The sequence below is a fragment of the Pseudomonas rosaeacicularis genome (assembly GCF_057128745.1).
Genome location: NZ_JBSKHT010000003.1, coordinates 41,935 through 66,232 on the forward strand (window position 1 = coordinate 41,935; position 24,298 = coordinate 66,232).

29 protein-coding genes and 2 pseudogenes are annotated in these 24,298 nt (G+C 56.9%); 14 read left to right on the forward strand and 17 right to left on the reverse strand.

Going from position 1 to position 24,298, the window contains the following annotated elements:
• Positions 1-710: 710 nt before the first annotated feature.
• Together ACWKWM_RS04795 and ACWKWM_RS04800 are read left to right on the forward strand one after the other, a co-directional pair.
• Positions 711-1,388: pseudogene (locus tag ACWKWM_RS04795) on the forward strand (PAS domain-containing protein); the annotation flags it as partial.
• A 99-nt stretch (positions 1,389-1,487) separates the two neighbouring features.
• Positions 1,488-1,925 (forward strand): annotated as a pseudogene (locus ACWKWM_RS04800) (methyl-accepting chemotaxis protein); the annotation flags it as partial.
• Positions 1,926-2,047: 122 nt separating this feature from the next.
• Here the strand turns inward: ACWKWM_RS04800 and ACWKWM_RS04805 are convergent.
• From ACWKWM_RS04805 to ACWKWM_RS04835, 7 genes are all read right to left on the reverse strand, one after another.
• Positions 2,048-2,485, reverse strand: coding sequence for a nucleoside deaminase (locus tag ACWKWM_RS04805; RefSeq protein ID WP_483845034.1), 438 nt, complete (start codon positions 2,483-2,485; stop codon positions 2,048-2,050).
• A 66-nt stretch (positions 2,486-2,551) separates the two neighbouring features.
• On the reverse strand, positions 2,552-3,079 hold the full coding sequence (locus ACWKWM_RS04810; RefSeq protein ID WP_483845035.1) for a hypothetical protein: 528 nt from the start codon (positions 3,077-3,079) through the stop codon (positions 2,552-2,554).
• A gap of 109 nt (positions 3,080-3,188) precedes the next feature.
• Entirely contained in the window at positions 3,189-3,737 is a 549-nt protein-coding gene (locus ACWKWM_RS04815; RefSeq protein ID WP_483845036.1) for a GNAT family N-acetyltransferase, read from the reverse strand.
• Positions 3,738-4,042: 305 nt separating this feature from the next.
• Positions 4,043-5,056: an ABC transporter substrate-binding protein gene (locus ACWKWM_RS04820; protein ID WP_483845037.1), complete on the reverse strand. Its 1,014-nt coding sequence runs from the start codon at positions 5,054-5,056 to the stop codon at positions 4,043-4,045.
• A gap of 60 nt (positions 5,057-5,116) precedes the next feature.
• The gene (locus ACWKWM_RS04825) at positions 5,117-5,626 is read right to left on the reverse strand and encodes a sigma-70 family RNA polymerase sigma factor (protein WP_483845038.1); all 510 of its coding nucleotides are present in this window, start codon (positions 5,624-5,626) and stop codon (positions 5,117-5,119) included.
• 222 nt (positions 5,627-5,848) lie between these two features.
• Positions 5,849-6,631 (reverse strand): phosphate/phosphite/phosphonate ABC transporter substrate-binding protein, encoded by a 783-nt coding sequence (locus tag ACWKWM_RS04830; RefSeq protein ID WP_483845039.1) that lies wholly within the window; start codon positions 6,629-6,631, stop codon positions 5,849-5,851.
• A 14-nt stretch (positions 6,632-6,645) separates the two neighbouring features.
• Positions 6,646-7,587 carry a fatty acid desaturase gene (locus tag ACWKWM_RS04835; protein WP_483845040.1) on the reverse strand — a complete coding sequence of 314 codons (942 nt, stop codon included), beginning with the start codon at positions 7,585-7,587 and terminating at the stop codon, positions 6,646-6,648.
• Positions 7,588-7,707: 120 nt separating this feature from the next.
• Here ACWKWM_RS04835 and ACWKWM_RS04840 point away from each other — a divergent pair, with 120 nt between their 5' ends.
• Both ACWKWM_RS04840 and ACWKWM_RS04845 read left to right on the forward strand, forming a co-directional pair.
• On the forward strand, positions 7,708-8,106 hold the full coding sequence (locus ACWKWM_RS04840; RefSeq protein WP_483845041.1) for a GNAT family N-acetyltransferase: 399 nt from the start codon (positions 7,708-7,710) through the stop codon (positions 8,104-8,106).
• A gap of 161 nt (positions 8,107-8,267) precedes the next feature.
• On the forward strand, positions 8,268-9,098 hold the full coding sequence (locus ACWKWM_RS04845) for a class I SAM-dependent methyltransferase (protein WP_483845042.1): 831 nt from the start codon (positions 8,268-8,270) through the stop codon (positions 9,096-9,098).
• A gap of 9 nt (positions 9,099-9,107) precedes the next feature.
• Here the strand turns inward: ACWKWM_RS04845 and def are convergent, their stop codons facing one another.
• The 3 genes from def to ACWKWM_RS04860 all read right to left on the reverse strand — a co-directional run bounded on the left by def (position 9,108) and on the right by ACWKWM_RS04860 (position 11,153).
• On the reverse strand, positions 9,108-9,647 hold the full coding sequence (gene def / locus ACWKWM_RS04850; protein ID WP_483845043.1) for a peptide deformylase: 540 nt from the start codon (positions 9,645-9,647) through the stop codon (positions 9,108-9,110).
• 78 nt (positions 9,648-9,725) lie between these two features.
• Positions 9,726-10,706 carry a YihY/virulence factor BrkB family protein gene (locus tag ACWKWM_RS04855; protein WP_483845044.1) on the reverse strand — a complete coding sequence of 327 codons (981 nt, stop codon included), beginning with the start codon at positions 10,704-10,706 and terminating at the stop codon, positions 9,726-9,728.
• A 255-nt stretch (positions 10,707-10,961) separates the two neighbouring features.
• Positions 10,962-11,153: a CsbD family protein gene (locus tag ACWKWM_RS04860; protein ID WP_483845045.1), complete on the reverse strand. Its 192-nt coding sequence runs from the start codon at positions 11,151-11,153 to the stop codon at positions 10,962-10,964.
• Positions 11,154-11,367: 214 nt separating this feature from the next.
• Here ACWKWM_RS04860 and ACWKWM_RS04865 point away from each other — a divergent pair, with 214 nt between their 5' ends.
• Positions 11,368-11,748, forward strand: a complete 381-nt coding sequence (locus ACWKWM_RS04865) for a hypothetical protein (RefSeq protein WP_483845046.1) — start codon at positions 11,368-11,370, stop codon at positions 11,746-11,748.
• 151 nt (positions 11,749-11,899) lie between these two features.
• Here ACWKWM_RS04865 and ACWKWM_RS04870 read toward each other — a convergent pair whose 3' ends face one another.
• Positions 11,900-12,301 carry a DUF2177 family protein gene (locus ACWKWM_RS04870; RefSeq protein ID WP_483845047.1) on the reverse strand — a complete coding sequence of 134 codons (402 nt, stop codon included), beginning with the start codon at positions 12,299-12,301 and terminating at the stop codon, positions 11,900-11,902.
• Between the two features lie 82 nt (positions 12,302-12,383).
• The gene (locus ACWKWM_RS04875; RefSeq protein WP_483845048.1) at positions 12,384-13,220 is read right to left on the reverse strand and encodes a CvfB family protein; all 837 of its coding nucleotides are present in this window, start codon (positions 13,218-13,220) and stop codon (positions 12,384-12,386) included.
• Between the two features lie 382 nt (positions 13,221-13,602).
• Between ACWKWM_RS04875 and ACWKWM_RS04880 the strand changes: the two genes are divergently transcribed.
• From ACWKWM_RS04880 to ACWKWM_RS04895, 4 genes are all read left to right on the forward strand, one after another.
• Positions 13,603-13,782: a hypothetical protein gene (locus ACWKWM_RS04880; protein ID WP_037012170.1), complete on the forward strand. Its 180-nt coding sequence runs from the start codon at positions 13,603-13,605 to the stop codon at positions 13,780-13,782.
• Between the two features lie 185 nt (positions 13,783-13,967).
• Positions 13,968-14,447, forward strand: a complete 480-nt coding sequence (locus ACWKWM_RS04885) for a hypothetical protein (protein ID WP_483845049.1) — start codon at positions 13,968-13,970, stop codon at positions 14,445-14,447.
• Between the two features lie 164 nt (positions 14,448-14,611).
• The gene (locus ACWKWM_RS04890) at positions 14,612-15,340 is read left to right on the forward strand and encodes a TorF family putative porin (RefSeq protein WP_483845050.1); all 729 of its coding nucleotides are present in this window, start codon (positions 14,612-14,614) and stop codon (positions 15,338-15,340) included.
• Positions 15,341-15,416: 76 nt separating this feature from the next.
• Positions 15,417-16,289, forward strand: a complete 873-nt coding sequence (locus ACWKWM_RS04895; RefSeq protein ID WP_483845051.1) for a DUF6279 family lipoprotein — start codon at positions 15,417-15,419, stop codon at positions 16,287-16,289.
• A gap of 115 nt (positions 16,290-16,404) precedes the next feature.
• Here ACWKWM_RS04895 and ACWKWM_RS04900 read toward each other — a convergent pair whose 3' ends face one another.
• The gene (locus ACWKWM_RS04900; RefSeq protein WP_483845052.1) at positions 16,405-16,812 is read right to left on the reverse strand and encodes a transcriptional regulator; all 408 of its coding nucleotides are present in this window, start codon (positions 16,810-16,812) and stop codon (positions 16,405-16,407) included.
• A 177-nt stretch (positions 16,813-16,989) separates the two neighbouring features.
• On the opposite strand from ACWKWM_RS04900, the gene ACWKWM_RS04905 reads away from it, so the two are divergent.
• Positions 16,990-17,265: a hypothetical protein gene (locus tag ACWKWM_RS04905; RefSeq protein WP_483845053.1), complete on the forward strand. Its 276-nt coding sequence runs from the start codon at positions 16,990-16,992 to the stop codon at positions 17,263-17,265.
• A gap of 111 nt (positions 17,266-17,376) precedes the next feature.
• Here the strand turns inward: ACWKWM_RS04905 and ACWKWM_RS04910 are convergent, their stop codons facing one another.
• On the reverse strand, positions 17,377-18,717 hold the full coding sequence (locus ACWKWM_RS04910; protein ID WP_483845054.1) for a DEAD/DEAH box helicase: 1,341 nt from the start codon (positions 18,715-18,717) through the stop codon (positions 17,377-17,379).
• A 180-nt stretch (positions 18,718-18,897) separates the two neighbouring features.
• Here ACWKWM_RS04910 and ACWKWM_RS04915 point away from each other — a divergent pair, with 180 nt between their 5' ends.
• A complete protein-coding gene (locus ACWKWM_RS04915; RefSeq protein ID WP_483845055.1) occupies positions 18,898-20,160 on the forward strand; it encodes a mechanosensitive ion channel family protein in 1,263 nt (420 codons plus the stop codon).
• A 106-nt stretch (positions 20,161-20,266) separates the two neighbouring features.
• Here ACWKWM_RS04915 and ACWKWM_RS04920 read toward each other — a convergent pair whose 3' ends face one another.
• From ACWKWM_RS04920 to ACWKWM_RS04930, 3 genes are all read right to left on the reverse strand, one after another.
• Entirely contained in the window at positions 20,267-20,530 is a 264-nt protein-coding gene (locus ACWKWM_RS04920) for a hypothetical protein (protein WP_483845056.1), read from the reverse strand.
• 53 nt (positions 20,531-20,583) lie between these two features.
• On the reverse strand, positions 20,584-20,913 hold the full coding sequence (locus ACWKWM_RS04925; RefSeq protein WP_483845057.1) for a hypothetical protein: 330 nt from the start codon (positions 20,911-20,913) through the stop codon (positions 20,584-20,586).
• Between the two features lie 460 nt (positions 20,914-21,373).
• Positions 21,374-21,688 carry a 3-phosphoglycerate kinase gene (locus ACWKWM_RS04930; RefSeq protein ID WP_483845058.1) on the reverse strand — a complete coding sequence of 105 codons (315 nt, stop codon included), beginning with the start codon at positions 21,686-21,688 and terminating at the stop codon, positions 21,374-21,376.
• A gap of 49 nt (positions 21,689-21,737) precedes the next feature.
• Between ACWKWM_RS04930 and ACWKWM_RS04935 the strand changes: the two genes are divergently transcribed.
• From ACWKWM_RS04935 to ACWKWM_RS04945, 3 genes are all read left to right on the forward strand, one after another.
• Positions 21,738-22,661: a LysR family transcriptional regulator gene (locus ACWKWM_RS04935; protein WP_483845059.1), complete on the forward strand. Its 924-nt coding sequence runs from the start codon at positions 21,738-21,740 to the stop codon at positions 22,659-22,661.
• 117 nt (positions 22,662-22,778) lie between these two features.
• A complete protein-coding gene (locus tag ACWKWM_RS04940; protein ID WP_483845060.1) occupies positions 22,779-23,567 on the forward strand; it encodes an alpha/beta fold hydrolase in 789 nt (262 codons plus the stop codon).
• A 98-nt stretch (positions 23,568-23,665) separates the two neighbouring features.
• A complete protein-coding gene (locus ACWKWM_RS04945) occupies positions 23,666-24,223 on the forward strand; it encodes a peptidylprolyl isomerase (RefSeq protein ID WP_483845061.1) in 558 nt (185 codons plus the stop codon).
• Positions 24,224-24,298: the final 75 nt, after the last annotated feature.

The following is a 24,298-nucleotide window of genomic DNA, read 5'->3' on the forward strand; positions in this document are numbered from 1 at the left end:
GAGCGCAGCTTGCTCGCGATTTGGCGCGCAGCGGCAACAAAACCTGCGCATGCGGTGTGTCAGGTGCAATCGAGGTGCTTGGTTTCAGCGCCGCTTCGCGCCCCATCGTCGGCAAGCCGGACTCCTGCGTCCTCCGGGCAGAAGCGGCATCGTGCTGCGCCACAAATCTAAGTTGATTCCGGCGGCAGACGCGGCGCGGTGCAATGGATGCATTCGCCAGATACGAAAGTGCCATCACCCTATTGCATCCGATTTTTCTTTGTCTATGCTCTGATCTGCGAACGGTCACCATTCAAATGAATGGCACTGCGTGCGTGATTTCTCCGAAAATTTCGTGCTGGAGCCGATATGGATCGTCAGGCTGACCCTTGTCCCCTGCTGCCGCTTGTCGCTTCGATAGTCATCAGACGATGGTTCGCTGCCCCCGCCTTTCAATCCAAACACGTCTATTTCGCAGGTTTGGCGATAAATGCCGGACCCGCTTGCGAAACTTATGTCATACCGCCATGACTCAAGTCCCGCCCCATTGTGTCGATGCAAACGTATGCCAATCAAGGAAGACGGTCACTGTGACCGCATTCGAATTATCGAGTCACGGAGTGCAGATGTTTAACTCTCACCGCAAGGCCGTTGAAGCCGAGTTGCAAGTTTCCTCAGCTGCCCTGTGCCACACGCAGGCCAAGCTCGCTGCGATCAGCAGATGTATGGCGATGATCGAATTCACGCCTGACGGCATCGTCATTCAGGCCAACGAGAATTTCTGCAACGCCATGGGTTATCAGCCCAACGAACTGGTCGGCAAGCACCACCGGATTTTCTGCGAAAAGTCTTACTGCGACAGCGAAGCCTACCCCAAGCTCTGGCGCGATCTGGCCCGGGGCGAGGCGATTTGCGGCACCGTTATGCGCCTGGACAAATCAGGCCGGGAGATCTGGCTGGAGGCCAGTTACATGCCAGTATTTGACGCCGACGGCAAAGTGAACAGCGTCATCAAAGTCGCCTCTGACGTCTCGGCCCGGCTTCACGAGAGTCACGAACACGACAGCATGATCAACGCGATCGGCCGTTCGATGGCCGTGATCGAGTTCGCGCCGGACGGACGCGTCATTACCGCCAACGACAACTTTTTAAAGACCACCCAGTACGCACTCAACGAAGTGGTTGGCCAGCACCACAGCATGTTCTGCACCCGTGCCGAGGTGGATTCACCTGCTTATAAGGCGTTTTGGGCATCGCTCAATCGCGGCGAATACCATTCCCGTCGCTTTGAGCGGGTCAACAAATACGGTCAGACGATTTACCTCGAAGCGTCATACAACCCGCTATTTGACGCCAAGGGCCGTCTGTACAAAGTCGTGAAATTCGCCAGTGATATCACCGAGCAAGTGACCGTGCAGCGCATGGCCGCGACGACCGCCCACGACACCTCGGTGCGCACCGACGCCTGCGCGCAGAAGGGGTCCAGTGTCGTGCAGCAGACCGTTGCCGTGATCGAGCAGATCTCCACCGATCTGAATGAGGCTGCCCGCAGCATTGACGCGGTGAACAAACAGTCGGAAATCATCGCCACCATCGTGCAGACCATTCGTGGCATTGCCGACCAGACCAACCTGCTGGCACTGAATGCTGCCATTGAAGCAGCCAGGGCTGGCGAGCATGGACGTGGGTTCGCGGTAGTTGCCGATGAGGTCAGAGGGCTGGCAGCAAGGACCAGTAAGGCGACCATCGAGATTGTCGATGTGGTGCGGCAGAACAATGAGCTGGCCAAAAGTGCGGTGTCGAGCATGCAATCGAGCCTGAGCCGAACCGGCACGGGCGTTGAATTGGCCAATGAGGCCGGGGAAGTGATTCTGGAGATTCAACAGGGCGCGCGGCATGTGGTCAATGCCATCAGCCAGTTCAACTCGACATTGCAGTTGAACTGAAGCTCCCCTAGCAACAAACGCTGTAGGAGCGAATTTATTCGCGAGCACGTCGGTACTTCCAGGCATCTCCATCGTCTGGACATTCCCTCGCGAATAAATTCGCTCCTACAGATCGCAGATCTTCACTCCCCAATATCCTCATTCCACAATTCAGGCTTGTCGGCGATGAATTGGGTCATCAGCGCCACGCAGGTGGCGTCGTGCACCACGTCCACTTGCACGCCCCGTGAGCGCAGCAGTTCTTCTTCGCCCATGAACGTCTGGTTTTCACCCACGATGATCTTGCGAATGCCGTACAGCAGGATTGCGCCGCTGCACATCGCACAGGGCGACAAGGTGGTGTACAGCGTCGCTTCCTTATAAACCTTGGCGGGTTGGCGTCCGGCGTTCTCGAACGCATCCATTTCGCCGTGCTTGATCGCACTGCCTTCCTGCACCCGACGGTTGTGCCCGCGACCGATAATCTTCCCGTCGTGAACGATCACCGAGCCGATCGGAATGCCGCCCTCATCCAGTCCTTTTTGCGCCTCGTCGATGGCCGCCTGCATGAATGGATCCATGGTGTTCACTCCCCCGTCACATCAAAAAAAATCGTCCGCCTTCTGCTGATCTGCAGCAATGGGGCGTCAAGGTTTGGCTTTTTTTAGCGCACTGTCTAGCGCGGTGGAGACGTAGACCTTGAGCAGCTCGCTGGAGCGGCCCTTCATGTCCATGCCGACGTCGCGCTGCTTGGCGCGAAATTTATTGGCCAGCGGTTGCGCTGGCTCGCCGACGTTGAGCTGCTGCAATTCTTCAGGCGTGAAGGACTGCGAGTAGGCCGCCGCGAGATTGCGATCCCATTCAGGCTGGTATTGCGGCTGAAGGTTTTGAAGCTCGTCCTGCACCAGCGTCTGCGCCTGCGTGCGGCCGACGGCTTCGACGATGGTGGCGAAGGTGACAGTGCGCGAGGCGACCTGATAACCCAGCCAGCCCAGGCTCTCGCCCAAATGATGGTCCTGCACGAAAACCAGCGCCTGATCCGGCGCAGTCAACGGCACGGTTGCTGGCGCGGTCACATCGGCCAACGCGTTGCGTGGCGTGTTCAGCATCAGGCAAAACAACGCACTCACCACTACGTTCATTACCGTCAGCGCAGTTGATCTGCGATACCCCATGTCCTCTCCCCGGCCATTTTTATCGTGGGTTCAACTCACTCGCTGCGCTGATGACGCTAGCAGCTGAGCCATGGATCGCCATCGAGTCAGACGCCATCGCGCAACAAAGTCATATACGCGGCACTCGGGCGGATGACCACTGCGGCTCGGTCATCCGGTATATCCGCACACCACGTCGGTGGTATTGGCTGTGAATGAAGCCGCTGAACCCCAATTTCTGAATGACTTTGACCGACGCCACGTTAGTCGGCTCGACGATGGCGATCAACGAATCGATGCCAAGCCGGCCAAACGCATGGGTCAGTGTGGCGCGGGCGGCCTCGGTGCCGATCCCCCTGCCCCACCATGCAGTTGCCAGGCGATAACCGATCTCGATTTCGTCGGCGCCATCCACGCGTTCAGCATTGAGACCGCAGAAGCCGGCCAAGGTTGAGGTGGATTTATCGACGACGGCCATCGGACCGAAACCGTGTTCGCGGTAGGAATGTCGGCACCACTCGATGAATTCGCCCGTGGACTTCTCGGACATGACCCCGCGCACGGAATGGCGCATGACTTCGGCATCCCCGAGGATGCGCGCCAGGTCTGGGGTGTCGTCGCTGGTCAGTTCACGCAGGATCAGGCGATCAGTGCGCAACGCAGAATGGTGAATGCTCATGATGTCGCCTCGGCGTCAGTCGAATTGACAAGGCTTGATCATGGCGCAGGGGAAGCGACGTTGCCAGTGGGGATTGGGCGGGTAGCGAACAACGCCTCTGTGTAGGAGCCAACTTGTTGGCGAGCAGTCTGTGCGCGGTGCGGTGCACGCCGCCTCTCTGTAGGAGCCAACTTGTTGGCGAGCAGTCTGTGCGCGGTGCCAGACACACCGCCTCTCTGTAGGAGCCAACTTGTTGGCGAGTGGCCTTTATGCGGTGTGACAGTTACGCCGCCTCGCGAACAAGTTCGCTCCTACAGAGGGGGTAGTTACAACCCCGCCGTCACCTTCTTCGCCACATCCGCCGGGACCCATGCGGTCCAGATTTCCGGGTGATCTTTCAGGAAGCTTTTGGCAACCGCGTCCGGCTGTTCGCGCTTCTCGCTCATCTCGCCCAGGGTTTTGTTCAACTGATCGATTGGCAGATCAACCTTTTCGAAGAACGACACCAGTTCCGGATACTGCTTGTGGAAAGGCTCAGACACGCCAATCGCCAAGTGCGCAGCCAGTGAAGCGCTGCCGATCGGGTTCGGGTTGCTGGCATCGGACAGCGTTTTCCAGGCCGCTTCGTTGAACGGTGGCTCTTCCAGCTTGATCAACTTGAAGCGACCCAGCAGCGGCGTCGGCGACCAGTAGTAAAACAACACCGGCTGTCCGCGACGCACCGATGAGCTGACTTCGGCGTCCAGCGCAGCGCCGGAACCGGTGCGGAAGTTCACATAACTATCAGTCAGTTTGTAGGCTTTGAGCTTTTGCGTGTTGACGATTTCTGAGGTCCAGCCAGACGGGCTGTTGAGAAAGCGACCCTGGCCCGGAGATTCCGGGTCCTTGAACACGTCTTTGTATTTGGGCAAATCTGCTACCGATTTCAAATCAGGCGCAAGCGGCTTGATCCCCCGCGCGGCGTCGCCCTTGATCACGAACTCCGGCACATACCAGCCTTCGGTCGCGCCTTTGACGATATTGCCCAGACCATAAACCTTGCCTTCCGACTCGGCCTTAACCCACGCCGGGCTACGTCCTGCCCACTCTTCACCGATGACCTGAATGTCGTTCTTCGCCAGCGCTGCTTCCAGGCTCACTGTGCTGCCAGGCAGTTTGTCAGTCGGATAGCCGTAGCCCTTTTCGACGATGGTGCGCAGGATTTCAGTGATCAGGCTCCCGCTTTCCCAGGTGATGTCGCCGAACAGGATGGGCGCGGTTTTATCCGCCGCGTGGACCGATTGCGTCAGCACTGCCAACGCCAGCAGCGAGCCGCCCAACAATTTTCTGATTGATGTCATGGTCGTTTCTCGGGGTTCAAAGGGTCAGAAGGCTCAATTGTTTGTAGCACAGCAGACGCGTCATTCCAGGCAGGCACGCTTGCAGCACGTCTGGGCCTGGTCCATGTAAACGCTGACCGAGCGCTGGGAAATACCCAGTCGGACAGCGATTTGCGGATAGGTGAGGCCGTTGTCCCGGGACAGCAAAAACGTCGCCTTGACCTTGGCCGGCAGGCGATTCAAGCGCCGATCGATACGGTTCAGGGTTTCGATGGTCTGGGCCAAATGCTCGGGTGACGGATTGTGACCGTCGTCAATCACGCTCAGTTCATCGAAATAGTCGCGCTCAAGGTCGCGCCGCCGCCAGCGTTGGTAAAGCAAGCGCTGGGTGATCGTGGTAAGCAACGCGCGGGGCTGGCGAATCGGCACCACGTTGGGTGACTCCAGCAACTGGATGAACGCCTCGGAAGCGATGTCTTCGGCGCACGCGGGGGAATCCAGATGCCGCCGCAGGCGCTCACACAGCCAGAGGTAATGGCTGGCGAACAGACTGCTGATGAGTTCGCGATGGGTGAGTTCGGCGGCAGGCATGGGGCGTCCTTGAGCGATGGTTTTTATTCTCGCCGGCGAACCGGTGATGGGTATCGTAACAAGGGCTTTTATGCATTAAAAATAGCTGGATGTGCGATCGATATTCCAAGTTCGAATATATCTCCGTGATCTGTAGGAGCCAACTTGTTGGCGAGAAGATTTATCGCGTTCACCATGACGCACCGCCTCGCGAACAAGTTCGCTCCTACAGAGAGCCGGCGATTACCGGACAGTGGGGTATCCGAAATCGATGGCATGTTGCTGATAATCGAGCAGCACCTGGTAGTCGTCTTCGCTGGCAGTGATGACTTCGCTGATTGCCAGCACTTGGGCGACGTCGGGTAATTCTCCCAACGCTTTGTTCATCGCCGTACGAATCGATTCGCTATTGACGCCGAGCCGGGTGATATAGGGCAAACAAGGACTCAGCGCAGTCTGGGTAACAATCCTCAAACCAGCCACTTCATCGCTGCTGTCCCGCGCCAGATAGTCGTAGGTCACGCTATCGATCGCTGCCAGATCGCCCCGTCCTTCTTTCAACCAACGCAGACTGTCGCGATGGCCACCGGTGACCGACACCTGTCCGAAGAATCGACCCTGCACTTGCAACGGCGCCAGCGTGTGGCGGAACAAATTCATGCCTGAATTGGAATCTTCGCTGTTGATAAGCCCGTGACTGCCCCGAAAGTCGATCAGCTCATGCCGCGGATCATCCTCGCGCGCCATCAGCAGGCTGCAATGGCTGCCCTCGGCGCTATGGGGCAATTGATACACCGGGCGCCCGATGATTTGGACGCGGCCACGCAGTTGGGTCATCAGCGGATAGCCGCAGGTTTGCGCCAGTATCAGTTCCGGAGAAAGCCAGAGCGCCTTGAGGTCCGAGGCCTCGTCGGTCACGCGAGTTATCGCCAAAAGCTCTAAGGTGCGCGTCAGCCAGCGTTCCTGCGCCTCGCGTACTCGCTGCGGCGCGACGTACATCAGCAGTTCGGCGAAACCTTGGGGCATGAGGAAATTCCGGATCAGACGTAGGGATGCTGCGGGCTGTCAATAGGATTGAGGCTGTGCAGCCGAAAGAGTTCACCATATCCCTGCACCAGAAAAAACCCGCTGCGTGCCAGCCATTGTTCCCGCCGTGCGTGATACACGGTCGGCATGTGGTACCACGACAGCCCCGGCAAATCGTGATGCACCAGATGCAGATTCAAATTCAGGAACAGCCAGCTCCAGGGCCACGAGGCTTCGTTGATCACCGTGCGCTGCTCGGGATGTTCGCTGGGCCGATGCTCGTAATAGGACCGCACCATTGACACGGCCAGGGCCGGCAAAGCGATCAGCAATACATAATGCAGCGGCGACAGCGCGCTGTAACGGGCGATGAACCAGAACATCAGTACCGCGAACGCGCCATGGGTGGCCCACATCAGCCAGGCCTGGCGTTCGCCGCGCAGCAAACGTTTCGATTCCCCGATCAACAGACTGCTCAACGCCAGCGGAGCACCAAACAGCACGCGCCCCGGCAAGGTTTTATCGAGCCAGCGCAGCAGTCGCACAATGCCTTGAGTGCGCGCCCAGCCCGACTGACTCAGGTAACGGCTCTCGGGATCAAGGCCCGGCACGGTCAAATCTTCGTCGCGGTGATGCTCAAGATGGGTGTCTCGGTACAGCGTGTAGGGGTACCACACGGCAAACGGCGCGTAGCCCAGCACTTTGTTCAGCCACAACAACCGGGTCGGATGGCCGTGCAGCATTTCGTGTTGCACCGACATCCACAGCACCAGCAACGGGATCATCAGCAGTGTTGTCGGCCAGATTCCCAGTCGCGGGCTGAGCAGCAGCAAGCCGAACCATGCGCCATACACCCCCGCGAGCAACATCCAGGTCGGCCACTCCGTGCGGCCGGTAAAGCTTGCGCGCAGACGCTGAACGTCTTCACGCTGGCGGTCGTCGAGGTAGTTGGGCATCGCTAATTCCTGCATCGGGGCTGATACCGGTATGTGCATCAACGCAGGAAAATCTTGTAGACCTATTGGTTATGGCGGTAGAACGAAAGCCCCAAAGCCGCCTGTACCTCGACGTTTCCCATGCAGATTTGCGTATTGCCCGAGATTTCCCGCCCGCTTTTGGAAAAGTTCTACCGCGCTCACCAATCGCCCATGCGCGGCAAGGGTGAGGCTGTGGCGTGGGTGGTCAAGGACCCAGAGGTCATCGCCGCGCTGTGCATCACGCCGGTAGGCGGCGGGTATTGGCTAACGGGTTTGTTTGTCGCACCCGATCGACGAGGCCAAGGCATCGCGGCGCGTCTGATCGATGCGGCGGTGGCAAAGGCTGGTGGCAAAGTCTGGTTGTTCTGCCACCCCGACCTGAGCGACTTTTACGCACGCTTGAAATTTGAAGCGGTATCGGACCTGCCTGAAGTGCTCGCAGGGCGCTTCGCACGTTACGCCAGGACTAAAGCGCTGATCGCAATGTGCCGTGAATAAAGATGCGCCGTGAATAGAACAGCACGCATACCGACAAGAAACATCCGGCCCAAGGTGCTTAGATCCTTATTGCACACCCGGCCCAACCAAATGCATGATCCCAAGCGCAAACCCGCGTGCTAGCCTCGGCCATCACCCTTCTCCAGACCAACGGGACGCCCATGAAAAAGACGCTTATCGCATGCTCTCTTGCCGCGTTGTTCGGATCGACGCTTGTCATGGCTGCCGACACACCGCAGCCTTCCAATATCAGCCATGAGCAATTTGCCAAAGTGCTGGCCGGAGACTGGCGACTGCCGGCAAACAGCGCTCGCGATCAATACCGTCATCCGGAACAGACCCTGCAGTTCTTCGGCCTGCGCGATGACCAGACGTTGATCGAGATCACGCCGGGTAACGGCTGGTACAGCGAAGTCCTCGCCCCGTTGCTCAAGGACAAAGGCCAGTACATCGCCGCTGTTGTCGCGCCCGACACCAGCGATTACGCCAAACGCGCCGTGGATAATCTCAAGCAGAAATTCGCCGCAGACCCCGAGCACTACAGCAAGGCGCAGGTCATTGAGTACAACCCCAAGCAGCCTGATCTGGGCAAACCTGCCTCGGCCGACGCAGTGCTGACCTTTCGCAACGTGCACAACTGGACCGACGCCAAGACCGAAGTCGCGACGTTCAAGAGCTTCTATGAAGTGCTGAAACCGGGCGGCACGCTGGGCATTGTCGATCACCGCGCCAAGGCCGGAACGACCGCGGCACAGAATGAAAACAACGGTTATCTGCCGACCGAGTACGTGATCAAACTGGCAACGGATGCTGGGTTCAAGCTAGTGGGCGAAAGCGAAATCAACGCCAACCCCAAGGACACCAAGGATTATCCGGACGGCGTCTGGACGCTGCCGCCGTCTTATGTCCTGGGGGATAAAGATCACGCGAAATATCAGGCCATCGGCGAATCTGACCGGATGACCCTGCGCTTCATAAAACCGGCCAAGTAAAATGCCGACTCATTCGTCGGCGTTGGGGTCCATGCCCGGAAACAGCACGTCGATGTAACCGAAGCGGCTGAAATCGGTGATGCGCGAGGGGTACAGCCGACCGATCAGGTGATCGCACTCGTGTTGTACCACCCGCGCATGGAAGCCGTGGGCGACGCGCTGAATGCGCTTGCCGTCGGGGTCGAAGCCCTCGTAGCGAATGTGTTCGAAGCGATCAACCACGCCCCGCAGTCCGGGGACCGAAAGGCACCCTTCCCAACCTTCTTCGAGGGTTTGTTCCAACGGTGTAATTAGCGGATTGAGCAAGATGGTCTGAGGGACAGCCTCTGCTTCGGGATAACGCTCGCTGCGTTCAAATCCGAAGATCACCAATTGCAGATCGACACCAATCTGCGGTGCAGCCAGCCCCACGCCGCCAACGCTTTCCATGGTTTCGAACATGTCGGCAATCAGGGTTTTCAACTCCGGGGAGCCGAACATCGACTCAGGCACCGGCGGCGCGATGCGCAGCAGGCGCTCATCGCCCATCTTCAGAATTTCATGAATCATAGTGGCCCTTGCTAGTGAACGGGATGCGCCGCGCTGCCTGAGAACAGCGCGCGCGGACACATCCTGCCATAAACGGTGTCAGGATTTATCTACTTTGAGCGCAGGTTGCAGCTCTGGGTCGTGATCGTGACTGTGGTCGCGGCCCAGTCCGGACACGTGCTGCTTGTGCGTCGACTCGACACCGCCGTCGCCTTCGACCTTCTCGCCTTTGTCCTTGCCCTCCGCAGACATGTGCTCAATGACCGCATTCATTTCCGCTCCGAGCAACAGCACCGCAGCCGAGATGTAGAAGTACAACAGCAGCACAATGATCGCGCCGATGCTGCCATACATGGCGTTGTAGTCGGCGAACGTTTTGACGTAGTAGGCAAATCCCAAGGAACCTACGATCCACACCAACACGGCGAGCACCGAGCCCGGGGTGATGAAGCGAAATTTCTGCTCGACGTCGGGCATGACGTAGTACATCAGCGCTACGGCCACCATCAGCAGCAGAATGATCAACGGCCAGCGAAGGATGGTCCACAGCGTAACGATGAAGTCTTCAAGACCAATCTGGGCTGCCAGCCAGCTCATGACCTGAGGGCCCGTGACCATCAGCGCCGCAGCAGCCAGCATCATGCCGGCGATACCAATGGTGTAGAGGACCGACAGCGGAATCCGCTTCCAGACCGGACGCGCCTCGACCACATCGTAGGCGGCGTTCATCGCGCTCATGAGCAGGCGAACACCGGCCGAAGCGGTCCACAGTGCAATCACAATACCAATCGACAACAGTCCGCCCTTGGACTGCTGAAGTTGGTCGATGACGGGGTTGACCTGCTCCAGCGCCTGGGGCGGAAGGACGAATTCAGACTGCAGCCGCAACCAGGAGAAGAAGTCCGGCAAATGCAGGAAGCCGATCAGGGCGATGAGGAACAGCAAGAACGGGAACAACGAAAACAACATCTGATAGGCAAGGGCCGACGCATAGGTCGACATCTCGTCATCGAGAAATTCTTTGACCGTCCTGACCATTACCTTGGAGAAGGGTAATTGGCGCAAATCCGGGAAAATCATGGCGTCTCCTTTCGCAACGTCGCTAAGCACACTTATTCATACGAGCGGGCAAACGCTGTGAACTTCCGTTGCCAGCCGCGCGGGCGGGCTTTTTACCCTAACTAACGCGGTGTTGCGAGCCGTAAAGCTGGACGCTCTTTATAACCCAAGGTTTCAGGCGTGCAGTGGCCACACAGCATAACGGCCGTCCGAGGACAGCCGTTATCGCGTTTTAAGATGTTTGCGCACGCTCGTCAGGCCTGCGTGCGCGGGCCGTCAGACCTTGTCGACGCCTTTTTTCACAGCGTCTTTGGCTTCGCCAACTTTTTGCTGGGTTTCGCCTTTGATTTCCTGGGCTTTGCCTTTTGCACGCAGTTCGTCGTTGTCAGTAGCTTTACCAACGCCTTGTTTGACGTTGCCGACTGCTTCGTTAGCCATGCCTTTAATTTTATCGCCAGTGCTGCTCATGAGATGTCTCCTGGGTAAGAATCAGGTGTCATAACCTCGACGTAATGATTGACTCATGGCCGTTTGCGAAGGTTTCAATTATTTTTCCAAACGGCGTGCACAACGATTGCCGGACGAAAAACCGAAGCTTTTCAATCGCGCGGCAATTTTGACTTTATGTTTGTCGGGCAACGCCTGAGAATGCGCGACTGAAACGCATATCCACAGGAACATCATGAAACTTGACAAGACGCAGGCCATCGCACGCAGGAATAAGGACTTGGGTGGCGCCGTTCTCGGCACCAACAACACCCATTTCGCGGTGCTGAACACCAACCGGAATATCTGGTGGTTCGACCTGCCGGTAACGCGCCTGCAAGTTGGGCAATACGAATGGCTGCACCTGCTGCTGCACACCCCGAGCACCGATGAGTTGCTGCACCTGAAAGTGACCACTGCGTTCATGCGCGAGCACATGGAAGGTCTGGTGGTACGCAACGAAGGCAAGCGCAAATCCACGGTCAGTCTGGAATTGAGCGCCGACAGGGATGCCTGGTTGCGTGATGCGCGGCCCAATGGGGCAAATGTGAGCTTTGCGGCGTTTTTGCAGAAGTAAAAACAGCACTTGGATAATCACGTATCCGCCTACGTCCCGCGATTTACGAGCGGAGCGAGGTTGCGATGCGGTGGTACAGCTGAAGATGACTTCCTGACACACCGCCTCGCAGCCTCGCGTTGCTCGTCAGCTCCTACAGAACGTCGCTGAATCAACCAAAACGCCGCGCCGCGAGATACCCGACCGCGCCAGCCACGCCCGATGCAAATGTCCCCCACGCCCAATCCACCAGTGACAACTGCGCGGGCCAACCTTGCAGCGTGGCCCAGTTGGTCAAATCGTACGTGCCGTAAGCCATGAGTCCCAGCATTGCGCTATGCCCCGCTGCTCGGCCGATCCGATGATGGCGCAAACCCGGCAGCACGCCGAAAAAAACGATCCCTGCCCCGTACAGCAGATAGAACAGCACCGCGGGGGCGATTACCGGCACCGGCAGCATCAGCCCGCCCAGCCAGGCCCGATAGGTCGGGCCCATCAGGACGCCAAGCCATAAACCATCCAGGACCAGGAATGCCAGCAGCGTGGCGATGTAAGCGGTAAGCGTTTTCTTCATGGGGAAGTCCCTGAACAGGCTATCGGAGGGTCAGAGGTGACCCATCGCTCTGAAGGATAGAGCGTGTTCAGGGACCTAAGATTCAAACCAAATCGATACGGTCGGCGTGAATCACGATGTCGCCTTGCTTGTACAACGCGCCAATGGCCTTTTTAAAGTTGCCCTTGCTGACGCCAAACAAGTTGCTAATCACTTGCGGATCGCTTTTGTCGCTGACCGGCAGCGTGCCGTTGTTCTCGCGTAACTTGGCGAGGATTTTGGAGTTCAAGCTACTGGCAGCCTGTTCCCCTACCGGCTGCAGACTCAGGCTGATGTTGCCGTCCGCACGAATCTCTTTGATGTAACCCTTTTCTTCTTTACCGGGGCGCAAGAACTTGAACACTTCGTTCTTGTGGATCAGGCCCCAATGCTTGTTGTTGATGATCGCCTTGAAGCCCATATCCGTGGCTTCGGCCACCAACAGATCGACTTCCTGACCTACCTTGTACGTGGCAGGCACCTTGTCCAGATAACGGTCAAGCCGGCTGGTGGCGGTGATGCGTCTGGTGTGTTTGTCCAGATAGACATGCACCACACAGTAGTCGCCCGCTTTGAGTGGCTGCCGTTCTTCAGAGTACGGCAGCAGCAAATCCTTGGGCAAACCCCAATCCAGAAAGATGCCAATGCTGTTCACTTCAATGACTTTAAGACTGGCAAATTCACCGACCTGAACTTTCGGCTTTTCAGTCGTTGCGATTAATTTGTCATCGCTGTCCAGGTAAATAAAAACATTGAGCCAGTCTTCATCTTCACTGGGAATATCTTTAGGGATATAGCGATTAGGCAGCAGAATTTCGCCGTCTTGAGCGCCGTCCAGATATAAACCGAAGTTAGTATGTTTAACCACTTGCAAACTGTTGTAGCGCCCGATTAAAGCCATGTTCGAATACCTTCGTTACGTGGGCGGCATTCTACCCGAGTTTAGGCCAGAGGTTGATGGCTGTCGGCGGTGGCGGCCCGTCAGCTCAATCCGGCTCAGGAAAATCAAGGTGTTACTGCTTTCTACGAGCACCAGGACGCCCGGCAAACGGCCCACTCGTCAGATGATTGCGCGTGCGCAGTGATCGATCGCAGCCGTTTATCAGCCCTTGCAGATTGACATCTTGGCAATTAAAACAGTGATTTAGCGGAATACTTAAGGATCCCACCCATTTTTTGCGCTTAAACCGGGCTCTCATTCACGCCCATATTTGCCAAGCAATTGCCGGGCGGTTCAGATAGAATGGCCGGCCGTATTAATTTTATATAGGTTAATAGCAGCCATGCGTGTAAAAGCATCCAACTCGAAAGCCAAGCCAGCTCCAGCCGTTGAAACCAGCGACTCGATCAACGCGCAAATCGCGGCTTTCCTGAAATCTGGCGGCGAGATCCAACAGATCGCAAAAGGCGTCAGCGGCCAGACCTTCGGCCCATCCAAGCAAATCTCCCTCGGCAAAAAGTAAATTTTCCTCCGCATCAATTGTCGATCTCTGGGCGCTTTGAACACAAAGCGCCAGGGCTATCGATCCCCGCGTTAACAAAGCTCTGCTTTACTGTCTCGTCAGGCGCCATCACTTGGCCGCCACTGACCAACCGTACTGATCGATACGCCAAACTCCTGAAACCAGACTCCCCTGCGGAATCCAAAATGAAGAAATGGATATTTTTCGGTGCAGTACTTTGTCTGGGTGGCTGCGCGACTCACGGTTGCGACCCTACGGTTCAAGGCAGCCCTTGCCGCGCTGAACACCTGCTTTACCAAAACGACATGATCCAGGCCAAGATGCTGATCAGCGAACGACGCCCGGAAAACTACGAACTGGCTGGCGCTTTACTGCAACGAGCCGCCAGGGATGACACCTCAGGCGAAGCGGATTTTTATCAGGCAGTCCTGCTCATTCGCCAACAGGGCGATGACGCCAGCATCATGAAGCTGTTGCAGGAATCGGCCGATCACCATTACCCGCTTGCCATCGCCCTTTTGGCTCAGCTCACGGGCATGCGTGATCAGGAAAAGGCCCGCGCTTACCGCTTGCAGTATGACGCGCTGGATGTCGCCAAGAGCGGATACCCCTCGTTTCCTCAGGCGTTGATCGTGGTGAATAATCTCGTTTCCGCTGACAACTGAAAGCAAAGTTCACCTTTTTTGTATTGAATCGACAGATGGTCAAATCCGCAGCCCATAGCCCGGTATGCTGGCGAGGCTCTAGCTCGCGGTTCTTATCAGGCTTTCAGGCCATATCGATTTGACACCATCGATTCCACTCCTCCTGTTAATCCAAGGAGTGACGCATGCCTTATGCTCGCTATTACCTGCTGCTCGCCAGCACACTGCTTGTCTGTCAAACCGCCGCTGCTCAGGTTATAGAGCGAGATCTCGGCGATTTCAGCCTCAAACTCGGCACCACGCCCAGCCGCACCATGGCGCAGGGGCTAGTCACGCCTACTGGCGGCGACTCGGCCTTCCACGGCGGCCTGGACCTGACTCACAACAGCGGGTTCTACTTTGGCCAGTGGTCGCCCAATGCCGGCATTGCGCCGGATAGCGTCCTCGAAGTCGATTCCTACGCAGGGTTCAAAAAGCCCTTCGACAAAACGCTCGGTTATGAACTGGGCGTAATTCGTTACAGCTACCCCAATACCGACCAGCTCGACAGCCATGAGCTGTACGCAGGCTTCCGTGTCTTCGACAGCCGCATCGGCACTGCTTTCAGCAACGACGCCGGACGTCAGGACAGCACCTTGTTCCTGGACCTGGGCGGCATCGTGCCATTGGGCCTGGACCTGCGCATGCAATACGGCAATCACCAGCTCGACACGCCCGCCGCCATCGACGGTGGCGGTCTGGTCAACGCTTACAACGATTGGTCGTTCAACGTTTCGCGCCCCTTGATGGGCATGGACATGAATTTGATGTATAGCGGCTCAAGCCTGACCGGGGCTGACTGCAGTGCCTACAGCGGGCACAACGCTTATTGCGAAAGCACCGTTACGTTAAAGGTCGTTCGTTCGTTTTTCTGACGGTCAAATCAAAACGCGCTGAACCGGTGTGGCATCCTCTGCTCTATACCAGAAGTCAAACGAGCAAGGATCCGCCATGCGCCACACGGTCAAAGCCTGTATTTCGCTGCTGTTTGCCCTGATGCTTGTGACCGGATGCAGCCGTGTTGGCCTGGCGTACCGTCATCTCGACGTGATTATTCCGTGGTCGCTCAGCGACTATCTGGACATGAACACCACGCAGAAAGACTGGCTGAACGAGCGCTTGAAAGAGCACCTCAGCTGGCACTGCACCACGCAAATCCCCGAATATGTTGCCTGGCTTGATCGTTTGCAGCGCATGGTCGAAAGCCATCAAGTAAACGAAACCGAGCTGGCCGCCCGCACCGCAGAGGCCAAGCAGGCCGTTGCCACCCTTTCCCGTGAAATCACGCCATCGGCCGTCGAGCTACTCAAGCAGCTGGACGATAAGCAGGTCGCGGAAATGCAGGATGCGTTCGCCAAAGATCTGCGCAAGCACGAAGATGAATTCGTCAATCAGCCGCTGGATGACCAAATCAAAGACCGCACGCAACGGATGGAAAAGCGTTTGAGTCCATGGATCGGCAAGCTGAATCCGGCGCAACAAGCGCGCGTGAACCAGTGGTCAGCTTCACTGGGTGAGCAGAATCGCCTGTGGATCGACAACCGTACGCACTGGCAGACGCAATTTATCAACACTGTCAAACAGCGCCAGGCCAGCGACTTCGACGGGAAGATTGCCAAACTGCTGCAGGACCGCGAGACGTTTTGGACGCCTGAATACCGCAAAGCGTACGACCGCACCGAGCAGGCGGCTATCTCGTTGCTGGTTGATCTGGTCGCTGAAAGCACACCAGAGCAGCAGCAAAGGCTGTTGCAGAAGATCGCCGATACCCGGCAGGACTTCACGGACTTGAGCTGTTTGAAGGCGGCCAAAGCGGCGCCCTAATCTGTAAAAGCGAGCCCGAATCTGTAGGAGCGAACTTGTTCGCGAGCTGGGTTTTCAAAGTCAAAATCGCTCGCGAACAAGTTCGCTCCTACAGGGACCGCGCTCTGTTTAAAGCTTAAATCGAGCCACCGGCAATTTGTGCTTTGGACGCCACTTCATCGAAGGTTTCTGGCTCCAAGGCGTCGTCCTGATCGTCCAGCACATGGCGCGGGTGGTTTTCGCCGGGGATGCTGCTGTCGATCATGGCCAGCAAGCTCGCGCCCCGAGGAGTCAGGACGAAGTTCTCGCCATTGCCGCCCTCTCCTTCCGGGCGCGTTTCAATGAAGCCATTCCTGAACAGCAGCGCTTCATAATTCGCCGCTTCCATTTTCAGGGTGTCGAGATTACCGACATCCTCGCCGTCCGCAGCCTTGGCAGCAGCGTACTCTTCGGCGTATTTGCGTGGTTTGAAGCTGTCATCGGCGCTGTTTTGTACTTCATGCAGCAGCCGCTCGATCAGATCCCAGTTGTATTTGTTAGACATTTTTCAACCTCCAGCAGGGATTAAAGACCCGTGACATCCGGTCACCATGTTTGCATTGCTCTAGAGGTGTGACCCAGCAGCGCGCTGGCCGTTCAGCACATTGGCCGGGCGGTCGCCGTGAACTTCGCGTCGGCCACCGGCTCCATTTTATAAGCCCGCAAGAAAACAGAGGCCGTCATGAAAACCCTGATTAGCGTGACCGCAGCATTGACGCTGTTGACCGCAATGCCAGTCTGGGCGTGCACGCCTGAAGAAGCCCAGGCCAAACGCGAACAACTGGCGCAAGAAGTCCAGAAGCTGACCCAGCAGAACCCTGCTAAAGCCAAAGAGCTGAATCAAGAAATCAAAGATATGCAACTGGAGACCGCCAGCAAGGACTTGCCGGACAAGTGCCAGTTGATTGATCAGCGATTGAAAGAGATGGATGAAGCGGCGAAGAAGGCAGAGGGTTGAACAATCAAACCCTGTAGGAGCGAATTTATTCGCGAGGCGGTTTCAGGCGAGCAATGAGCATCGGACGAACCAGCTTCTCGCGAATGAATTCGCTCCTACAGAACTGGGCGGTTATTCGGCAGCAGGCGCTTCGGTCTTGCGCTTTTTCAACGGCGCCATGCCATCGCTGCTCACCAGCGAATCAGGCTTGGGGCGGTTCTGCGACTTACGCTTGGTCGGGCCTTTGGCAGCTACTTTCTTCTTGTCGCCCTTGCCGTCGGTTTTCTTCTTCTTCACGCCAACAGCCTTGCCCGACGCCTTGACCTTCTTTGGCCCGCCGTAGGTGCCTTTAACTTCCTTAATCACTCGACGCTCGAAGCTTTGCTTCAAGTAGCGCTCGACGCTGGACATCAGGTTCCAGTCGCCGTGGCAGATTAAGGAGATGGCCAAACCTTCGCCGCCTGCACGACCGGTGCGGCCAATGCGGTGAACGTAGTCATCACCGCTGCGTGGCATGTCGAAGTTGATGACCATGTCCAGGCCATCAACGTCCAGACCACGGGCTGCGACGTCGGTAGCAACCAGAATCTTCACCCCGCCCTGCTTCAGACGATCGATCGCCAGCTTGCGATCTTTCTGATCCTTGTCACCGTGCAGGACAAACGCCTTGTACTCCAGCGCGACCAGACGGCCATAAAGACGATCCGCCATGGCGCGGGTGTTGGTGAAGATGATCGCTTTTTGGTACTTCTCGTTGGCCAGCAGCCAATTGAGGATTTGTTCTTTGTGAACGTTGTGGTCCGCGGTGATGATCTGTTGACGCGTACCGGCCGCCAGCTCGCTGACGCTGTTGACCTGCAAATGCTGTGGATCCTTGAGCACTTTACCGATCATCTCGCGCAAACCCGAACCACCGGTGGTGGCCGAGAACAGCATGGTTTGCTCACGGTTGGCGCATTCGCCCGCCAGACGCTCGACGTCTTCGGCAAAACCCATGTCGAGCATACGGTCGGCTTCGTCGAGCACCAGCAGCTCCACGTGCTTGAGGTCCAGGTTGCCGGCGTTCAATTGCTCGAGCAAACGACCTGGGGTACCGATCAGGATGTCCGGCACCTTGCGCAGCATCGCGGCCTGGACCTTGAAGTCCTCGCCGCCGGTGATCAGGCCAGCCTTGATGAAGGTGAATTGAGAAAAACGCTCGACTTCCTTGAGCGTCTGCTGCGCTAGCTCGCGGGTCGGCAGCAGGATCACTGCACGAATATCGACGCGGACTTTGGCCGGCCCCATCAGGCGATTGAGCATTGGCAATACAAACGCTGCAGTCTTGCCGCTGCCGGTTTGCGCCGTGACTCGCAAATCATGCCCTTCGAGCGCCAGCGGAATAGCCGCTGTTTGCACAGGCGTAGGCTCGACGAAATTGAGTTCGGCCACGGCTTTTAGCAGGCGTTCGTGCAGGGCGAATTGGGAGAACACGGGTGTTACCTCGGCGAAATACAAAAAAACAGTCGCATAGGGTACCGGTTTCGGAGGGCAAGGCCGAGTTTCTTTACCTCAAACGCCCCATTTTGTTACCGGATTTTCCATTTACAGCCTTCGCACTCGCAACAATGCTCTAATCGCGCCCCTTTTTTTCGGACAGGAGATCTGGACCACATGGACACTCAATCGCTTTGGCTTCGGGTTCAGGAATTCTGGGGGATGCTTGAACAACAACCACTGCTGCGCACCGGTATCGGCCTGGCCGTGCTCCTGATCGCAGCGCTGGTCCTGGGCCGGTTGGCACGTTTCATTATCTTGTACGCCGTGAAGGTGCTCGGCAGGCAACCCGCGCTGTTCTGGCTCAATGACTTTCTGCATAACAAGGTCTTTCATCGCCTCGCGCAAACTGTCCCCTCGCTGATCATCCAGTTCGGTCTGATACTGGTACCGAACCTCAGCGCAACCACCAGCCAGGTGCTGGGCAATATCGCGCTGGCCTTTACGATTCTGTTCCTGATGCTGACAGTGGGCGCGCTCCTCAACGCGCTGCTGGACATCTACGCTCGTACCGATCACGCCCGCACACGCTCGATCAAAGGCTATGTGCAACTGGCAAAGATGATTTTGTACATTTTCGCCTCGATCATCATCGTCGCGACCCTCATCGATCGCTCGCCGCTGTTGCTGCTTTCCGGGCTGGGCGCAATGTCGGCGGTGATTCTGCTGGTTTATAAAGACACACTGCTTTCATTCGTCGCCAGCGTACAACTGACCAGCAACGACATGCTGCGGGTGGGTGACTGGATCGAGATGCCACAGGTGGGCGCCGATGGCGATGTCGTCGACATCACGCTGCACACGGTCAAAATCCAGAACTTCGATAAAACCATCGTCTCGATTCCTACCTGGCGATTGATGTCCGAGTCGTTCAAAAACTGGCGCGGCATGCAGCAGGCGGGTGGCCGACGCATCAAACGCAGCCTGTTCATTGACGCAAGCGGAGTGCGCTTCGTGACCGACGAAGAGGAACAAACCCTGACCAAGGTGCATCTGCTGACAGATTACATCGGCCGCAAGAAAGCCGAACTTCGCGCCTGGAATGACGCCCAGGGCGATGTTGCGCAGGTCTCGGCCAATCGTCGTCGCATGACCAATCTGGGGACTTTTCGTGCCTATGCGCTGGCGTACCTCAAGTCCCATCCCGACATTCACCCCGACATGACCTGCATGGTTAGGCAAATGGAAACCACGGCTCAAGGCGTGCCGCTGGAAATCTATTGCTTCACCCGCACAACTGCGTGGGGGGATTACGAGCGGGTACAGGGCGATATTTTCGATTACTTGTTGGCCGTGCTGCCGGAGTTTGGCTTGAGTCTTTATCAGCAACCGAGCGGTACGGATTTGCGGGCGGGGTTGGCGCGAATCACGGCAGTTTGAAAGTCAGCAACTTATGTCGCAGACCCGACGCTGAATAACTTTATTTCACACAACAAAAAGCCCGACGTCCGTCGGGCTTTTGAACTGCTGTAGCGCAAAGCATTACTCAGTAGCGCTGATAAGTCGAACCAAACTCTTTGCGGTTGTCAGCAACGATCACAGTGCTCGACGATTTGCTGGCGAAAGGTTGAGCGCCATTCTGATTGTCGGCGTTGATGTCATCGGTGCTGTTAGCGGCAGCAACGGCGTGAACGTAAGTGCTTTCCAGCACAACCGGTTGGCCGGCAGCAGTGGTGGTCTGTGGGCTGGCGAACACAGAAGTGGTAGCCAGAACGGTCAAAGCAAGGCCTGCAACGATTGAAAGTTTCATGATGATTCTCCAGTTAGCATAAGTAGTAAGCAGTTTTAAAATGGGTGGGCAACTCAGTAGCGCTGATAGCTCGAACCGAACTCTTTGCGGTTTTCAGCCACGATCACTGTGCTGGAAGATTTGCTGTCGAAAGGCTTGACGCTATCTTTTGCAGCAACTTTGGTATCAATAACAGTGGCGCTTGAAGCGTCGACGATGGCGCGGGTGTAAGTTTTTTCAGGGCTGGCGAATACGGCCGAAGATGCCAGAACAGAAAGTGCGAAGCCGATGGCGATGGAAGTTTTCATAATCAGTTGCTCCGAGAAGTTAGGGTTAATTCGTTTCGTTGGAGCAACTTTATGGGCTGGGCCTACTATTGAGAAACCACTCTGATGAATCGTCATTATCGATGCCACTGATATCAGGCACGAGCGCCTCTAGTCTGCGTGTCTTGCGATCACTGGGTTTGAAAAGCGGTTCTGTAGGAGCGAATTCGCTCGTGAGATCCTCGTCGCAAACGGCTTGCTCGCGAATGAATTCGCTCCTACAGGGGGGGCTTGGGGAAACGTCATAGGCATAAAAAAGCCCGATGACCTCACGCAAGCGGGTCTATCGGGCAACGCATCCAGGAGCTTTCAGATGCCAAAGGGAGAGTCGATGAACGTGGTCAGGATGCACCGGGCCGATTAACCCGCGATTAAATCATCCGCATGACCGAACAGTGATCGCAACGGCAACCTTCCAGAAGAGGCCGAAGACCCAGCATGACGATATCGATCAAAAAGCCTGAAAACCGGCTATGAACCATCTAAGAAATTGTTTTATCTACAAGGGCGCAGTACGCTCCCTGAAAGTGAGTAAAGGTCACAGCGGCTCGCACTTGAGCTTGATGTACAGCTTGATGATTTCGCGGTTGAACTTGGCCGTGACGTCCACGCTGCTTTTGGCCGCAACCTGCACCCGGCGCGTGCGCGGCGCCTCGGGGCCGTTGCGAAAGATCACGCTGCATTTGGCCGGGACAGAGCCGTAGTTGTTCAGCGTGATGTTGCCGATGTCGTACGTGGTGTCGTGAGTGTTGTAGTCGATCTGCACGCCATTGAGATCCTTGTCCACATCAATGGGGTACGCAAACGCGCTCAAGGGCAGCATCGCCAGCAGCACACAACAGATTTTTTTCATGCGGCAGTCTCCAGTCAGGGATGCCAGCTTAGGACAACAGGAGCGAAAGATGAAAGCGCCCCGCGTGACCCTTGATCAATGGCGAACATTGCAGGCCGTGGTCGATCATGGTGGATTTGCTCAGGCTGCCGAAGCGCTGCACCGTTCGCAGTCTTCAGTGAGTTACACCGTTGCCCGGATGCAGGATCAATTGGGCGTGCCCCTGCTGCGCATCGATGGGCGCAAGGCTGTACTCACCGAGGCGGGTGGTGTGTTACTGCGCCGCTCTCGTCAACTGGTCAAACAGGCCAGCCAACTTGAAGACCTGGCACATCACATGGAGCAAGGCTGGGAAGCCGAAGTACGGCTGGTGGTCGATGCCGCTTATCCCAACGCTCGACTGGTGCGTGCGTTGACCGCCTTCATGCCGCAAAGCCGCGGTTGCCGCGTGCGGCTGCGAGAAGAGGTGCTATCGGGCGTGGAAGAGGTGCTACTGGAGGGGGTGGCCGATCTGGCCATCAGCAGTTTCAGCATTCCGGGGTATCTGGGCACCGAAATGAGTGCCGTCGAGTTTGTCGCCGTGGCTCACCCGGAACACGCGCTGCATCAGATGCACCGCGAGTTGAATTTTCAGGACCTGGAAAGCCAGCTGCAAGTGGTGATCCGCGATTCGGGCCGCAGTCAGCCACGCGATGTCGGCTGGCTCGGCGCCGAACAGCGCTGGACCGTGGGCAGCCTGGCGACCGCCACGACGTTCGTCAGCAACGGGCTGGGTTTTGCGTGGTTGCCAAGGCACTTGATCGAGCGCGAACTCAAGGAAGGTGTGCTGAAGATTCTGCCGCTAGACAAAGGTGGCAGTCGCCATCCGCTGTTCTATCTTTACTCCAGCAAAGACAAACCGCTGGGGCCCGCGACGCAGATCCTCATTGAACTGATACAGAATTTCGACACCGCGCCGCTGGATGTTCCGTTTGTGGCGCCGCAGTTGGTTTGAATTAGGTCGTCTGTAGGAGCCAACTTGTTGGCGAGATGGGCGCCGCGGCGCATCAGGCACGCCGCCTCGCGAACAAGTTCGCTCCTACAGACTCCGACGCAAACAAGGACGTAAAACATGGCATTTTTCGACCACGACGGCTGCTCATTGCACTATGAAGAATACGGCCATGGCGCGCCGATGTTACTGGTGCATGGCCTGGGGTCGAGCTGCCAGGATTGGGAATATCAAATTCCGACTCTGTCAGGAAGATATCGAGTGATCGCCGTCGACGTGCGCGGCCACGGCAGGTCCGATAAACCCCGCGAGCGTTACAGCATCCCCGCCTTCAGCGCTGACATCGAAGCGCTGCTGGAGCACCTGAACCTCGGCCCCGTGCATTACGTCGGCCTGTCCATGGGCGGCATGATCGGCTTTCAACTGGCGGTCGATCGTCCCGACCTGCTTAAAAGCCTGACCATCGTCAACAGCGCGCCAGAAGTGAAGATCAAATCAGCCAAGGACTTTTGGCAATACGCCAAACGCTGGACGCTCGCTCGCCTCGTGAGCATGGAAACCATCGGCAAGGGGCTGGGCAAAAACCTGTTCCCCAAGCCCGAACAGTCCGATCTGCGACTCAAGATAGCGACGCGCTGGGCGCAGAACGACAAACGCGCCTACCTCGCCAGTTTCGACGCGATTGTGGGGTGGGGGGTGCGCGAGCGGCTATCGCGAATACGTTGCCCGGCACTGATCGTGACCGCTGACAAGGACTACACCCCGGTAGAACTGAAAGCCGAGTACGTGAAACTGATCCCCGACGCACGCCTGCAAATCATCGCCGACTCCCGACATGCCACGCCCCTGGATCAGCCCGACGAGTTCAACCGGGTACTGATGGCCTTCCTGGCAGCGCATGAAGGTTGAACCCGCCCAGGCATGACGTACTGTCCAAATCGCCCCAAACGTGCTTCCCTTGTGTCCTGTTTTTGCCGTCGAAAATCACTTTTCAGGACTACTGCCTCATGCTGAAAAAAATCGCTCTCTCTGCCGCCGCCGTGCTTTTTGCCTCCAACCTGATGGCCGCACCGGCGCCTCACGTCATTCTGGACACGAGCTTCGGCCAGATCGAGATTGAACTGGAACAGGACAAGGCGCCGATCAGCACCAAGAACTTCCTCACTTACGTGGACAGCAAGTTCTACGACAACACGATCTTTCATCGTGTGATCCCGGGCTTCATGGTTCAGGGCGGCGGTTTCACTCCGCAAATGGTCCAGAAGAACACCAAAGACCCGATCAAGAACGAAGCTGAAAATGGCCTGCACAATGTACGCGGCACGCTTTCGATGGCGCGCACTTCGGACGTGAATTCGGCCACCAGCCAGTTCTTCATCAACACCAACGACAACGCGATGCTCGACCACGGCGTGCGTGACTTCGGTTATGCGGTATTCGGCAAAGTGGTAAAAGGCATGGACGTGGTGGACAACATTGTTCACTCACAAACCGCCACCAAAAGCGGCATGCAGAATGTGCCCATCGATCCAATCCTGATCAAATCTGCAAAGCGCGTTAACTGAGCAACTGGCTTGACGCATATCCGCACGAAACCGGCCTGAGCCAATAGCGGTTTCGTGCGATCCGATCAGGGGTCT